The following is a 13,984-nucleotide window of genomic DNA, read 5'->3' as shown; positions in this document are numbered from 1 at the left end:
CCACGATCTCCAGATTCAATGACCGACTCAGCCGCAAAAACACTCGTGCCCGTCCTGCGAATCAGCTTCCCGGACGAGGATCGTCTTGGCCACGGCAAGATGGAGCTGCTGGAGCATATCCGCCAGACCGGATCGATCTCGGCTGCCGGGCGGGCGATGGACATGTCCTATCGGCGGGCATGGTTGCTGGTCAGCGAGATGAACCGGATGTTTAACGAACAGGTGGTGGAATCGCAGCGCGGCGGGCAGAAGGGCGGCGGCGCGGCGCTGACGCCGTTCGGCGAGGAATTGCTCGGGCGTTTCCGCCGGATGGAAAGGACGATGCGCACGAGCCTTGCCGAAGATCTCGCCTGGCTCGAGGCCAAGCGCAACCTGCAGCAGGGCGAGCGCTGATGATCAGGCCTCCAGGGCAACTGTCTTGATGATGGCGAAGACCGCCCTTCCCGGTCGAAGATCCAGACGCTCGCAGGACAGTGTCGTGATCCGGGAAAGAATGATATCGCCGCCGCAATCGAGCCGGATTTCCACCGTTCCGTCCTCGGCCGACGACATTCCGTCTATTCTTGCTTCCAGGATATTCAGTGCGCTGAGCCCCTCGGGCCTTGCGGTCGCCAGCATGACATCGCGGGAGGGGATGCGGATGCGGACCGATTTGCCGGGCGCAAGGGCCGCACCCGGAATATGGAGCCGACAGGATTTCAGCGCGACCGTCGATAGATGGTGCCGCGCATCGAAGCTTTCCACCGTGCCTTCCAGCAGTGCGCCTGCCTCGCGCCGGTCGGCGGCGGTGGAAGGGCGGCTCAATATGTCGATAGCGGAGCCTGTCGCTTCCACCTTGCCGTCACGCATGACGACGACCTGGTTTGCCAGCCGCGCCACCTCGGCGATCGAGTGGCTGACATAGACGATCGGGATGTCGGTTTCGTCGCGCATTCGTTCTAGATAAGGCAGGATCTCGGCCTTGCGCGCATCATCGAGGGCGGCGAGCGGCTCGTCCATCAACAGCAGGCGGGGGGAGGAGAGAAGCGCGCGGCCGATGGCGACGCGTTGCTTCTCGCCGCCGGAAAGCTTCGCGGGGCTGCGCTCCAGCAGCGTCTCGATGCCGAGCAGGTCGACGATGCGGTCGAAGCTCTCGCCGCGCGCCGTTCTCGCCGCAAACCATCGGCCGTAGAACAGATTGGCGCGAACGCTGAGATGCGGGAAAAGCCGCGCCTCCTGGAAGACATAACCGAAGCGGCGGCGATGTTTCGGGACGAAGATGCCGGTTTCGACTTCGGTCAAGGCCTCGCCGTCGAGGACGACGCGGCCTTCATCCGGGCGGGCAAGGCCGGCGATGATGCGGATCATCGAGGTCTTGCCGGAGCCGGAACGGCCGAACAGCGCGGTGACGCCCCGCTCGGAGGTGAAGGCGGCATCGAGCGAAAAGGCGCCGAGCCTCTGTTTTGCCTCGACGATCAGCGTCATTCCAGGTCGATCCTCCGGCCGGCGAGACGGGCGAGGAATTCAGAGGCGAGCAGGGCGGCCATGGAAATAACGACGGCGACGAGCGTCAGGCGGAGCGCGCCGGCATCGCCGCCCGGCACCTGGGTGAAGGTATAGATCGCCGCCGACAGCGTCTGGGTTTCGCCGGGAATGTTGGAGACGAAGGTGATCGTCGCGCCGAATTCGCCCATCGCCTTGGCAAAAGAGAGGATCATGCCGGCCATGATGCCGGGCAGCGTCAACGGCAGGGTGATCGTCAGGAAGACCCAGACCGGGCCGGCGCCGAGCGTTCCGGCCGCCTCTTCCAGCTTGCGGTCGACCGCCTCGATCGACAGGCGGATGCTGCGCACCATCAGCGGAAAGGCCATGATGGCGCAGGCCAGTGCAGCACCCGTCCAGCGGAACGACAAGACGATGCCGAAATACTGGTCGAGCAGGCTGCCGATCGGACCGCGGCGGCCAAACAGGATGAGGAGAAGAAAACCAGTGACCACCGGGGGCAGGATCAGCGGCAGGTGAACGACGCCGTTCAGCACCGGCTTGCCCCAGAAGCGGCCGCGGGCAAGCAACAAGGCGACGAGGATGCCGAAGGGCAGGCTTGCCAGCATGGCGACGATCGAGACGCGCAGGCTGAGCAGGATCGCCGTCCATTCCTCATTGCTCAAGCCCAGAGCGTCCAGCAAGCGCTTCTATTCCTCAAAATGAAGGCTCGCACATGCAAGCCATTTGTTGCCAAATCACGCTCTTTACTCGGCTGTCCGAGGATCTGCTGCCCTATTCAAAAATTGACGGGCTGCAGATGCTCGGGACAAAAACTCGCATGACGATAGAGTAGTTAGCGGTCTTCGTCAGCAGACTGAAGCACCCTTGTGAGCCTCAAGTCAGGCACCGTCGTGCAAATCCGCAATCATTTCGGCCCCCGATTATTTCAGTGTGGTGAAACCCTGCGCCGTGAAGAGGGCTGCAGCCTTGTCGGATTTCAGGAAGTCGAGATAGGCTGACGCATCCGGGTTCTTGCTCTCGGCGAGGATCGCGATCGGATAGACGATCGACGGATGCGAATCGGCGGGGAAAGTGCCGACGATGGTGACACCCTTATCGGCTGCGGCATCCGTCTGATAGACGATGCCAAAGGGCGCTTCGCCGCGCGAAACGAGGGCCAGGGCGGCGCGCACGCTTTCGGCGCCGGCGACCTTGGTTTCGACCGATTTCCAGACGCCGAGCTTTTCGAGCGCGGCCATGCCGTATTTGCCGGCCGGAACCGATTTCGGCTCACCCATGGCAAGCCTGCCGTCACCGAGGAGCCCGGCGAGATCGAAGCCGTGCTTGATCTCGACCGCTTTTGCCTTGTCCTTTTCGGCAACGAGCACGATGCGGTTGCCGAGCAGGTTGGAACGGGTATCGGTCTTGATCAGGTCCTTCTTGGCGACGTAATCCATCCAGTCGAGGTCGGCCGAGATGAAGATATCGGCGGGTGCGGCGTTTTCGATCTGTTTGGCCAGCGCGCCGCTTGCCGCATAGGATACGACGGCGTCCTTGCCGCTTTCCTTCGCCCAGGCGGCATTGGCGGTGTCGAGCGCATCCTTGAGGCTCGCCGCCGCAAAGACGGTAAGTTTTTCGGTTGCGGCGGCAGGCGCCGGAAGCGCTACTGCGCCAAGCCAGAGGGCTGCGATCGCGGCGGTGGCCAGTTTCATCCATCGGCGGCGCTTTTGCATCATTCAATTCCCCGGAGTACGAGATATTGCGACGAATATAACGGGTGAAGCGTCTTGGCTAGGGATATATCCAGGAAAATATAACCATATTGGATCGCGATCTCCGCAACGACCCCATAGTGACGCTTTGTTGAAGTGCATGGCTTGAACCGCAGCGTGAGATCCACAGGGTGGAAATACCCGAGCGACAGGTTGGCAGACCGCAAGGACTCCCGGCGGCAGGCCATGCACCGTCGATTTCTGCTAAGAAAAACGGCAATACCAAAGCCACAAGACTGCGCAGGATTGCACGCAATGCATTGCTGCAATGCAACAATCGATATTCATCTTCCTGCGAAATATGCTACAACACACTCATCGAAACGGCTTCTCCTCCTCCCATAGCCGTTCGATAGGATCGACAGCACTCCTCCTCCCAGTTGTCGATCGAGTTTATAAGCCCGACGGATCTCCTCCCCCGTCGGGCTTTCTCGTTTTCCGGATTTTCTGAAAATTAGGCTATTCGGCGTCGCTGTGCGACGAGCCGTTGCGGATTGCCGTCGAGCTTAGGCCGGAGCGCGGTCCGTGGATGAAGGTCCAGGCCGGCGCACGCTTCTTCCAGAGAACACGGGCATCATCCTCGTCGACACGGGCGAAATCGAAGGTCCTTGCCATTTTCGAGGAGAGGAAGGACAGCGTCGCGCCCGGCCGGTCGATCACCGCGATCGGGAAGGTGCGGGCAATCTCCTGCCATTTCTGCCATTTGTGAAAGGACTGCAGGCTGTCTGCGCCCATGATCCAGATGAAATGCACATGCGGATTGCGCGCCTTGACGCGGGCAAGCGTGTTGGCGGTGTAGCTGGTGCCGAGCGTCTGTTCGAAGGCGGTGACCTTGACGCGAGGGTCGGCGGCAACACGCTCGCTTTCGGCAATGCGCTCGGCAAGCGGAGCGAGCTGGTTGCGGCTCTTCAGCGGATTGCCCGGGGTGACCATCCACCAGAGCTGGTCGAGGCCGAGCCGCTTGATGGCGATTTCGGCGACGAGCGCATGGCCCTGATGCGGCGGATTGAACGAACCGCCGAACAGACCGACGACCATGCCGCGCTCGCTGTGCGGCATGCGGAGATAGTGCCCGTCCACATTCTCGGTCGTCACGTCAGGGCCGCGTCTGTCCGGCACCATGCACCCGATATTTGAAAGAAGTGAGCTGTTCGACGCCGACGGGGCCACGGGCATGCATCTTGCCGGTGGCGATACCGATTTCCGCACCCATGCCGAACTCGCCGCCATCGGCAAACTGCGTCGAGGCATTGTGCAGGAGGATCGCTGAATCGACTTCGGTGAAGAAACGCGCGACGACGGCGGGGTCCTCGGCGATAACCGCCTCGGTGTGGTTGGAGGAATATGTCTGAATGTGGGCGATGGCGCCCGATATGCCGTCGACGACGGCAACGGAAATGATCGCGTCGAGATATTCGGTCGACCAGTCCTCTTCGGTCGCGGGCTTCATGCCGGGTGCGACCTTCAGCACCGTTGCCGAAGCGCGGATCTCGCAGCCGGCCTCCGTCAGAACCTCAAGCAGCGGCGTAAGATGCGTGCCGATCGCGGCGCCATCGACGAGCAGGGTTTCGGCCGCCCCGCAGATGCCGGTGCGGCGCATCTTGGCGTTGACGATGATCTTCTTGGCCATTTCGATATCGGCCGAAGCGTCGACATAAATGTGGCAAAGGCCTTCGAGATGGGCAAAAACCGGCACGCGAGCCTCGCTCTGCACGCGGGCAACCAGGCTCTTGCCGCCGCGCGGCACGATGACGTCGATCGTCCCGTCCAAGCCCCGCAGCATGGCGCCGACTGCGGCGCGGTCGGTGACCGGCACGAGCTGGATAGCATGCTCTGGAAGTCCCGCCGCCTTCAGGCCCTCGACCAAGCAGGCATGGATAGCCTGCGATGAACGGCGCGAATCCGAGCCGCAACGCAGGATAACGGCATTGCCCGCCTTGAGGCAGAGGGCGCCGGCATCCGCGGTAACGTTCGGTCGGCTTTCGAAGATCACGCCGATGACGCCGAGCGGCGTGCGGACGCGCTCGATTTTCAGCCCGTTCGGCCGGTCCCAGGCAGCGATGACTTCGCCGACCGGATCGGCAAGGGCAGCGATGGCGCGGATTCCCTCGGCCATTTCGGCGACGCGCTTGTCGTTCAGTGTCAGCCGGTCGACGAAGGAAGCGAGCGTCTCGGTGCCTTCGATATCCTTCAGGTCCTTGGCGTTCTCGGCAAGAATATGCGCCTTGTTGCCCAGGATCGCATCGGCCATGGCGTTCAACGCGCTGTTCTTCGCCTCGGTGGACGCAAAGCCCAGCGGTCGTGCCGCAGCCTTTGCCTTGCGGCCGATGTCGTTCATCAGCACGTCAATGTCAGGGCCTGGCGCAACGGTATCAAGCATAGCTCGCGTCCTTCTTCTGCCTTTCCGATTTCGAACCGGTCTGCGCGGTCATCACCATGTCGTCGCGATGGATCATGGCGGCGCGCCCGGCATAACCGAGGATGGCCTCGATCTCCGCCGACTTGCGGCCGGCAATCCGGCGGGCGTCGTCGGCATCGTAGCTTACCAGGCCGCGGGCAATCTCGCGGCCGGCCGGGCCGATGATCGCCACCGTATCGCCGCGGCTGAAGAGGCCGGAAACGCTGCGAACGCCGGCGGGAAGCAGACTCTTGCCGGCCCCGAGGGCAACGACGGCGCCGTCGTCGACATGCAGTTCGCCGGCCGGCTGCAGCTGCCCGGCAATCCAGGTCTTGCGGGCGGTAACGGGTGTGCCCGACGGCGCGAACCAGGAGGAACGCGCGCCGTTTTCGATTGCCGACAGTGGGTTGTCGGTCTTGCCGGAGGCGATGATCATGGCGCAGCCTGATGCCGTCGCAATCTTGCCGGCATCGATCTTGGTGCGCATGCCGCCACGCGAAAACTCGGAGGCAGCACCCCCGGCCATTGCCTCGATCTCCGGGGTGATTTCAGCAATTGTCTCGAGGAACGTTGCGTTCGGATCGAGATGGGGCGGCGCGGTGTAGAGACCGTCGATATCGGAGAGAAGAATGAGCAGATCGGCGCCGGTCATCGTCGCGACGCGGGCGGCTAGCCGGTCGTTGTCGCCATAGCGGATCTCGCTGGTGGCAACCGTGTCGTTTTCATTGATGATCGGCACGGCGCCGATCTTCAAAAGCTGATTGATGGTGGCGCGGGCATTGAGATATCGGCGGCGCTCTTCGGTATCGCCGAGCGTCAGCAGGATCTGGCCGGCGACAATCTCGTCGCGTGACAGGCTTTCCGACCAGGCGCGCGCCAGCGCAATCTGGCCGACGGCAGCCGCCGCCTGGCTTTCCTCCAGCTTCAGCGCGCCCGAGGGCAGGTCGAGCACCGAGCGGCCGAGCGCGATTGCGCCCGAGGAAACGACGAGCACGTCGATGCCCTTGGCCTTCAAGCCTGAGATATCGGCGCACATGGCGTCGAGCCAGGCCTTCTTCAGCCCGGCCTTGCGGTCGACCAGAAGCGCGGATCCGATCTTGATGACGATGCGGCGGTAGCGGCCAAGCGGCTTACGGCTGGTCATCGTCCTCGTCCCCACCCTTGTCCTCATCGGTGACGACCATGTCGCGATGGCGCAGCTTCGGCACCTTGGCCGGCTTCTCCTCCGTATTGGCTTCGACGATGATGTCGCGGAGTGCACGCAGCACTTCGGTCATGCCCTTGCCGGTGACGGCCGAAATCTGGAACGGCGTCTTGCCGCAGGCCTTGGCCAATTCCTTGGTCTTCTTCTTCAGTTCGGCATCATCGAGCACGTCGATCTGCGACAGTGCCACGATCTCCGCCTTGTCGGCCAGATCGTTTCCATAGGCTTCGAGCTCGTGCTTGACCGTCTTATACGCCTTGCCTACCTTTTCCTCCTGGGCGGAGATGAGGTGGAGCAGCACGCGGGTGCGCTCGACATGGCCGAGGAAACGGTCGCCGATGCCGACACCTTCATGGGCGCCTTCGATGAGGCCCGGAATGTCGGCCAGGATGAATTCGCGCTCGTCGATGGTGGCGACGCCGAGATTAGGATGCAGTGTGGTGAAGGGATAGTTGGCGATTTTCGGCCGGGCCCGGGTGACTGATGCCAGGAAGGTCGACTTGCCGGCATTCGGCATGCCGACGAGGCCGGCATCGGCAATCAGCTTCAGGCGTAGCCAGATGGTCTTTTCCTCGCCGGGCAGACCGGGATTGGCCCAATCCGGCGCCTGATTGGTCGAGGTTTTGAAATGGGCGTTGCCGAAGCCGCCATTGCCGCCATGGGCGAGACAGTAGCGCTGGCCTTCGACGGTCAGGTCGCAGATCAGCGTTTCCTGGTCTTCCTCGAAGATCTGGGTGCCGACCGGGACCTTCAGCGTCACGTCGCTGCCGTTGGCGCCGGTGCGGTTCCTGCCCATGCCATGGGTGCCGATCGTCGCCTTGAAATGCTGCTGAAAGCGGAAATCGATCAGCGTGTTGAGGCCGTTGACGGTCTCAACCCAGACGTCGCCGCCGCGTCCGCCGTCGCCGCCATCCGGGCCGCCGAACTCGATGAATTTCTCGCGTCGGAAGGAAACGCTGCCGCCGCCGCCGTCCCCGGACTTGATATAGACCTTTGCTTCGTCGAGAAATTTCATTTTACTTCCAATATTCAGTGGCAGTTGGACGGCCCGTCTTGGCCCATTCGATATAGGCGGTTCCGACGGAGGTCAAAGATTATCGTGAATTTTGCGAGCTATAACATACAGTACGGCTTCGGTCTCGACGGCAGATACGATCTGGCGCGCATTGCCCGCAGCCTCGAGGGTGCCGATGTCATCGCGCTGCAGGAGGTCACTCGCGGATTCTCCCGCAACGGTTTCGCCGACATGGCGGCCGATGTTGCAGCCTTCTTTCCCGACTATTTCTGGGTGTATGGGCCGGCCTGCGACATGCATGTCAAGGCGGCCGAAGGCGGGCTGCAGCCGGCGCGCGGCACGCGATTCCAGTTTGGCAACATGGTGCTGTCGCGCTGGCCGATCGTCTCGACCCGGACGCTGCTTCTGCCGCGCAGCCGGACGATCGGCAAGATCAACCTCCAGCGCGGCGCGACCGAGGCGGTGATCGATGCACCCGGCGGTGCGATCCGCGTCTACTCTGTCCATCTCGACCATGTCTCTGCCGACGAGCGCATCCGCCAATTGGAATTCTTGAACGCGCATATCAATGCCTTCGTCCAGGAGGGTGGGTCGCTGACGGGGGGTGGTGAATTCGATCTGCCGGAGCCGCCGCTGCCAGAGGATTATGTCATCATGGGTGATTTCAACATGGAGCCGGAATCGCCGGAATATTGCGCGCTTGCCGGTGCTGCCGGCGGATATTACGGCCGCGTGGCGAGGATTGGCACGCCGGTCGACGCCTTTGCGGCGCTGGAGGCTTACTCTCCGGGGAGCTATAGCTGGATGGATCCTGAAGATCGCGGCAAACGCATGCATCTCGATTATTGCTTCGTCAGTTGCGGCCTGCAGAGCCGGTTGGAATCCGCCCGGATCGATACGCAATCCGTCGGTTCCGATCATTTCCCCGTATGGGTCGAGATCGGCGATTGATGGAGACGCCGCCGGTGCGGCGACGTCTCCTTTCTAGTCCTGGAGCATGATGTTGTCCGAAAACCGCATACACTTTTCGGCATCATGCTCTATCAGGCGACCTTCCGCGGCTGCAGCATGCCCGGCTCCAGCACGGTCTCGATGTGCGACACCATCGTGTTGCGGGCGAAACAATAGATTTCGCCGCAACCCGTCATGCGGAAACCGAGCTTCTCCTGCAATCGCAGCGAAGCCGGGTTGTCGGCGAAGACGCCGGAATGAACAGGCGTCTCCGGCATGCGGCGCGAGAAGCGTTCGATGATCGCCGTCACCGCCTCGCTCATATAGCCGCGCCGCCAGTAGTAGCGGTTCAGCCAGTAGCCGAGGTGCCAGCGGCCGTGGCGCAACTCGATCGAGACGTTACCGATATGGACATCGTCCTTGCCGGTGATTGCCAGCGGCCAGTCGGGCAAGGTGCCCGATGTGACCGGGATCAGCCAGTCCAGCGCATCCTGCCGGTCGAACGGCGCGGGTACGCGGGACAGCATGCGCGTGACCGCGAAATCGGAGAGCGATTCCGCGATATCAGGCGCATCGCTCAGCCTGTGGGGGCGGAGCGTCAGGCGGGCGGTCGAGATGACCGGCGCGGGGCCGGGCATCATCGGCTTGGCCTCTGGCCTTTGCAGCGCAGTCGTGCTCATGCGATGTTCCCCCAGCTTCTGAGGGACATCCAGGTCTTGCGGTCGAGCCTGTACCATTCGACCGGCACGTTGCTGCCGAGCGCCAGCGAGGCGGCGAGCCCCGAACCCTGAAACTGGAAGCCGCACTTCTGGATGACGCGGCGCGAGGCGACGTTCATGACCCGGCAACGGGCGTCGATCTGATCGACGTCCTGACGGGTCCTGAACACCATATCGACCAGGGCATGGCAGGCCTCGGTCGTATAACCCTTGTTCCAATAGGGCTCGCCCAGCCAGTAGCCGATCTCGACGGTCTTGCCGTCTGTCTGCGGTTCCACGCCGCAGCAGCCGATAAATGCGCCGTTTTCGGCCTTGGTGATCGCATAGACGCACTTGCCAATCTCGCCATTTTTCGTGCGACGCACGAAGTCGGCAGCATCATCGGCGGTATAAGGGTGCGGCATACGCGATACCATGGTGGCGACTTTGGCGTTATTGGCGAGATGGGCAAGGGCGTCGATGTCTTCTTCGTGGGGCGCGCGCATGACGAGCCTTTCCGATAACAAGACAGGGCAATCGGTCCTTAACCGTTCCGGCCTCAGCCGCTCCGTGGAAGACCGCTGGTCTTCCTGGGGAGACCGTGATTGGTCTACCCTTAACAATTCGCCTTGCATGGTACAGTCCTCCTTGAGGGGTAAAGAAAAAGGGGAGATGGCGCCCCATCTCCCCTGTTTTCTAGACTGAACCTGATACGGCCAGCCGGGTCGATGAGACGCCGGCTGTTTTTGAGCGCTACCGGCTTATTCCGCTGCTTCCGCTTTCGGCATGACAGACACGTAGACGCGACCGTTGGCCTTGGTTCGGTAGTTCACATTGCCGGCGGTAAGCGCAAAAATCGTGTGATCCTTGCCGAGGCCGACGTTGGAACCCGGATGCCACTCAGTACCGCGCTGACGCACGATGATGTTGCCTGCGATGACGGCTTCGCCGCCGAACTTCTTCACGCCAAGGCGCTTGGACTGAGAATCGCGACCGTTGCGCGATGAACCGCCAGCTTTTTTGTGTGCCATTGGAGTTCTCCTTTAAACCTTGTCCCGTTGATCTTACTTGGCAGCCACGATGTCCGTGATACGGACGACCGTGTGATGCTGACGATGGCCGCGCGAACGCTTCGAATTCTGACGGCGGCGCTTCTTGAAGGCGATGACCTTCTTGCCGCGGTTCTGTTCGACGACTTCTGCCTTGACAGAGGCGCCGGTAACGAAGGGCGCACCGATCGCAGCGTCGGCGCCTTCGCCGATCACGAGCACTTCGGTGAATTCAATGGAGTCGCCAGCGGTGGCTTCCAGCTTTTCGATGGTCAGCACGTCGTTGGCTGCCACACGGTACTGTTTACCGCCGGTCTTGATGACTGCGAACATTTTTTATCCTTTCATGTTCGTTCCAGCGCTCCCCGCTAATCCAGCAGGTGGCTGTCTTTTTATCAGTCGAAGTTAAGCAGGGATTTCAGAGGTCTAATCCTCGAACTCTTCCTGCCGGTGAAGCCCCGCGCGAGCGCGGGACGGCCAAGGCGCGGATTTCTCCAAACCTATTGCGCAGCCGAGATACGCGAGTGACAAAAAGGTGTCAAGGCAAAAGGATGGAATGCTTCGACTTTTCGGCTTGCCAGCCTGTCATTTGCCCGTTATGAGAACGCCCGCGCCGAACAAGCGCCGACCAGACCGCGGAGAGGTGGCAGAGTGGTCGAATGCACCGCACTCGAAATGCGGCATACCTGCAAGGGTATCGTGGGTTCAAATCCCACCCTCTCCGCCATGACTTGGGTCACTCTTCCCCAATTACCCGCAAGCCTTGGGTTTCCTCGCTGATTTCCTGACCGATCACCCAAAAAGGGAAGTTCAGTCATGAATGTATCGCGCATTGTATCGCGCCATGTACAGTCCGATGTATCGCCGGACGCGGAAATCATTTCCGCGAAGAAACGGAATCGCAAGCTTAAAAAGCGATCGTCCGGGCTCTATCTGGTCAGAAGCGGGGGTATCTATCTCTTCCAGATCAGATTGCCGAAACGCATTGGCGGCGGTGCGGGTTCTCGACCCATTCGGGTCAGCCTTGGTGCCCTCCCACATCAGGAGGCACGAGAACTCGCGGATGCGCTAGCCGCATTGGCGCGGACGGTGTTCAAGGAGATTGAAAAGAGAATGGCTGGCTACGAAGGACCCGATCTGTCGCACATCGTGAGCGGCCTTGCCGACGAGGACATCCCTGCCGACGACTGGCCATTCGAGTTCGCGACGCTGATTCTCAAAGGCGGACTGTTCGACTTGCGCGAGCCCGCTCGCGCCCCGACGCCGGAAGAGGCCAAAGGTTTCGAGATGATGCGCGGGCTTGTGCGCATCGGTCGGGAGGCTTCGGCGCTATCCAACAAGAAAGTCGAGTTGCTGCTCAAGACGGGCGTGCAGTCGGGTTTGTTGGATAATGCAATGCTGCCACTCCTCGGCCTGTTGACCGGAAGGCGGCTCGGTTTGCTGGTTCATCTTCAAGGGATCGATTTCCGCGAGAAGTTCGAGGGCGTCTGGGTCGCGCAGACTGGCGGCATCGTCTACGGCGACGGTATCTGGCGGCGAGTTCCGTACAAGACAAATGCCAGTGTCAGCTTTTTCGTTCTCCACAATTTCCTCGTTGAAATCGGGTTTCCGCAGTGGGCGAAAGAGCAGGGTGGTGAGTTTATTTTCAAGGAACTCAACAGGCTGGCGGACCCGAGCAAGAGCGCCTCGTCATACATGGCTCGGTTATTTGAACGGGCGGGCATCAAGGAGGTTCGTCAGGAGGTGTACCATTCCCTGAGGAGCGGGTTCATTTCGGCCTCCGGCGATAAAGGTATCGAAACCCGTGATCGAAAGCTTCAGGCCGGCCATGAACTTGGTGCGGACGAGCATGAGCTTTATGGTTTTAAAACTTTGACCGAAACCAAGGCACGGCAGATTGCATACATGCAGCTTCCGGATATCGATCTATCTCCATATCTTGGGCTGGATTTCGATAAGTTGGCCAGGGCGGAGCGCACGCGAGGGCGTAAGATTAAAGGTGCTTAGGCCGTGCGGCCCTCCGAAGCCGGGATTCCCAAGTAAGGAATTCACTCTTTTCAAGCCGTTGAGACGGCCATTAAATCCCGATCACCTGCGATTCAATACGACAGTCTTGCACAACAGTGTGGGAGTTTTGACCGCATGCGGAAATAATTCCCATCTGCACCACACACAGACATCTCAGCGGCATCAGTTCATGATGCTAACGCCAATTATATCGCGGACAGAACACTTGCCCAATGTGCGGCTGCCAACTAGACTTTCTAGCGAGAGTTGAGGGACCGGCAGGACTATGACAGAATCTTCACTTTGGGAGGTTGAAGAGCTCTCAAGCCACTTATTTATCCATTTCGATGTCGAAGATCATTTTCTCAAGCTCGATACGTTCATTCAAACTGCAGAAAGTGCCCGTGATATTATCACGGCGCTAGACGAGACTTTTTTCCAAGGCTCATTGAAGTTTGATCTGATCGTTTTGCCACCAGATGACGGCAGCTTTTTAACAAAGCTTGTGGTCTGGGTCAGCGCGGGCACGACGGCGGTATTTGCTTTTTTGAACAGTGACGTAGGTGCGGCATATGTCGAGGGGCTGACAGGAAAGTCGCCAGTCGAATGGGCACAAGAGCTCGGGCAAGATCATCGAGAGCGCGTACAAGAGGCTTATGAGATGATCGAGCCTAGCGAAGACGATCCACAAGACACTTCCGAGCCGACGCATGCATACGCAATCGACGCGATACCGGACAGCGACCCAGGCGCGTGCCGATCAAGTGAAAAAATAATCGTCGCTATGACCCGCGGAGTTCTTGAAAAGGAAAATAAGGAACTAAGCAAGATCGGGATGGAAGTCGGCCTCGCCAAAGCATTGGACGCACGCTCGGAGTTTTATGTTGCTTGTCTCAACAATAGGAAAGTCAAACGGATAGGCTTCACGCCGACGATGACTTCCCGGTTCCTCGCGGTTCTTTTGCCGAACGGGCTCAGAAGCCCGCTCGTAAAGAAAAAGAAGAGGAACCACCGGAGTGGACGGTAGCCATTGAAAGTATCTACGTCACCTCCCCCAACTGGGATGAGGAAGACCAGAGGGCACGTCAATGGAAAGGAAAAGACCAGGTTCGCCGTGACTGCTATTTCGTGATCGAAGACGCTGAATTCTGGCGATTAGTTAAGAGGAAAGAATTGCACGTTGAGGTGCTGGATATCCTCAAAGTGCAATGGGCATACCAAATCTCTGAAGGCAGGCCGAAGAATCGTCGGGTCTTACGCGTTCTTGAGTTCAATGGGGATAAGCTGGCTGACCCTCTCACGCCTGAAGCAATCGGCGTACCCTGGAGAGCTATTCCACCGCGAATGTTCAGCGTAGCGAGCCTTCCCTGTTCGATGATTGGGGCTAGACGGGGCGTAACGTGGTTAAACAGCTAATTTGTTAGCG

The 13,984-nt window shown here is 60.3% G+C and carries 15 protein-coding genes and 1 tRNA gene; 5 read left to right on the top strand and 11 right to left on the bottom strand.

The features are described 5' to 3' along the window. The first annotated feature begins 18 nt into the window (after positions 1-18). A complete protein-coding gene (locus tag RlegSU303_RS22375) occupies positions 19-393 on the top strand; it encodes a winged helix-turn-helix domain-containing protein (protein ID WP_131708599.1) in 375 nt (124 codons plus the stop codon). 3 nt (positions 394-396) lie between these two features. Here the strand turns inward: RlegSU303_RS22375 and modC are convergent, their stop codons facing one another. The 7 genes from modC to obgE all read right to left on the bottom strand — a co-directional run bounded on the left by modC (position 397) and on the right by obgE (position 7,853). Beyond that, the gene (gene modC, locus RlegSU303_RS22370; RefSeq protein WP_131708600.1) at positions 397-1,464 is read right to left on the bottom strand and encodes a molybdenum ABC transporter ATP-binding protein; all 1,068 of its coding nucleotides are present in this window, start codon (positions 1,462-1,464) and stop codon (positions 397-399) included. After that, positions 1,461-2,162 (bottom strand): molybdate ABC transporter permease subunit, encoded by a 702-nt coding sequence (gene modB / locus RlegSU303_RS22365; protein WP_131708705.1) that lies wholly within the window; start codon positions 2,160-2,162, stop codon positions 1,461-1,463. The genes modC and modB overlap by 4 nt, the downstream gene beginning before the upstream one ends. A gap of 243 nt (positions 2,163-2,405) precedes the next feature. Beyond that, positions 2,406-3,197, bottom strand: coding sequence for a molybdate ABC transporter substrate-binding protein (gene modA, locus RlegSU303_RS22360; protein WP_168279327.1), 792 nt, complete (start codon positions 3,195-3,197; stop codon positions 2,406-2,408). 498 nt (positions 3,198-3,695) lie between these two features. After that, positions 3,696-4,358 (bottom strand): nicotinate-nucleotide adenylyltransferase, encoded by a 663-nt coding sequence (locus RlegSU303_RS22355; protein ID WP_168279315.1) that lies wholly within the window; start codon positions 4,356-4,358, stop codon positions 3,696-3,698. Next, complete coding sequence (locus RlegSU303_RS22350; RefSeq protein ID WP_168279313.1) at positions 4,333-5,616, bottom strand: glutamate-5-semialdehyde dehydrogenase; 1,284 nt, start codon at positions 5,614-5,616, stop codon at positions 4,333-4,335. Before RlegSU303_RS22350 ends, RlegSU303_RS22355 begins: the two co-directional genes overlap by 26 nt. Then, positions 5,609-6,778, bottom strand: a complete 1,170-nt coding sequence (gene proB, locus RlegSU303_RS22345) for a glutamate 5-kinase (RefSeq protein WP_017962574.1) — start codon at positions 6,776-6,778, stop codon at positions 5,609-5,611. The genes RlegSU303_RS22350 and proB overlap by 8 nt, the downstream gene beginning before the upstream one ends. Further along, complete coding sequence (obgE, locus tag RlegSU303_RS22340) at positions 6,765-7,853, bottom strand: GTPase ObgE (RefSeq protein ID WP_017962573.1); 1,089 nt, start codon at positions 7,851-7,853, stop codon at positions 6,765-6,767. Before obgE ends, proB begins: the two co-directional genes overlap by 14 nt. 84 nt (positions 7,854-7,937) lie before the next feature. Between obgE and RlegSU303_RS22335 the strand changes: the two genes are divergently transcribed. Beyond that, on the top strand, positions 7,938-8,804 hold the full coding sequence (locus RlegSU303_RS22335; RefSeq protein ID WP_017962572.1) for an endonuclease/exonuclease/phosphatase family protein: 867 nt from the start codon (positions 7,938-7,940) through the stop codon (positions 8,802-8,804). 92 nt (positions 8,805-8,896) lie between these two features. On the opposite strand, the gene RlegSU303_RS22330 is transcribed toward RlegSU303_RS22335, so the two are convergent. The 4 genes from RlegSU303_RS22330 to rplU all read right to left on the bottom strand — a co-directional run bounded on the left by RlegSU303_RS22330 (position 8,897) and on the right by rplU (position 10,884). Further along, a complete protein-coding gene (locus tag RlegSU303_RS22330) occupies positions 8,897-9,484 on the bottom strand; it encodes a GNAT family N-acetyltransferase (protein ID WP_017962571.1) in 588 nt (195 codons plus the stop codon). Then, a complete protein-coding gene (locus tag RlegSU303_RS22325; protein ID WP_003543911.1) occupies positions 9,481-10,137 on the bottom strand; it encodes a GNAT family N-acetyltransferase in 657 nt (218 codons plus the stop codon). The genes RlegSU303_RS22330 and RlegSU303_RS22325 overlap by 4 nt, the downstream gene beginning before the upstream one ends. A 126-nt stretch (positions 10,138-10,263) precedes the next feature. Next, on the bottom strand, positions 10,264-10,533 hold the full coding sequence (gene rpmA, locus RlegSU303_RS22320) for a 50S ribosomal protein L27 (RefSeq protein ID WP_003543909.1): 270 nt from the start codon (positions 10,531-10,533) through the stop codon (positions 10,264-10,266). 33 nt (positions 10,534-10,566) lie between these two features. Further along, positions 10,567-10,884: a 50S ribosomal protein L21 gene (gene rplU / locus RlegSU303_RS22315; RefSeq protein WP_003543907.1), complete on the bottom strand. Its 318-nt coding sequence runs from the start codon at positions 10,882-10,884 to the stop codon at positions 10,567-10,569. 304 nt (positions 10,885-11,188) lie between these two features. On the opposite strand from rplU, the gene RlegSU303_RS22310 reads away from it, so the two are divergent. From RlegSU303_RS22310 to RlegSU303_RS22300, 3 genes are all read left to right on the top strand, one after another. Continuing rightward, positions 11,189-11,278, top strand: a tRNA-Ser gene (locus tag RlegSU303_RS22310). 89 nt (positions 11,279-11,367) lie between these two features. After that, a complete protein-coding gene (locus RlegSU303_RS22305) occupies positions 11,368-12,558 on the top strand; it encodes a hypothetical protein (protein ID WP_131708606.1) in 1,191 nt (396 codons plus the stop codon). A 286-nt stretch (positions 12,559-12,844) separates the two neighbouring features. Beyond that, positions 12,845-13,585 carry a hypothetical protein gene (locus tag RlegSU303_RS22300; RefSeq protein WP_231283324.1) on the top strand — a complete coding sequence of 247 codons (741 nt, stop codon included), beginning with the start codon at positions 12,845-12,847 and terminating at the stop codon, positions 13,583-13,585. Positions 13,586-13,984: the final 399 nt, after the last annotated feature.

Origin of the sequence: Rhizobium sp. SU303 (assembly GCF_021052345.1) — a bacterium.
GTDB classification, from domain to species: domain Bacteria; phylum Pseudomonadota; class Alphaproteobacteria; order Rhizobiales; family Rhizobiaceae; genus Rhizobium; species Rhizobium laguerreae.
Note: the sequence above shows the minus strand (reverse complement) of the source record. Positions and strands in the feature narration are given on the sequence as shown.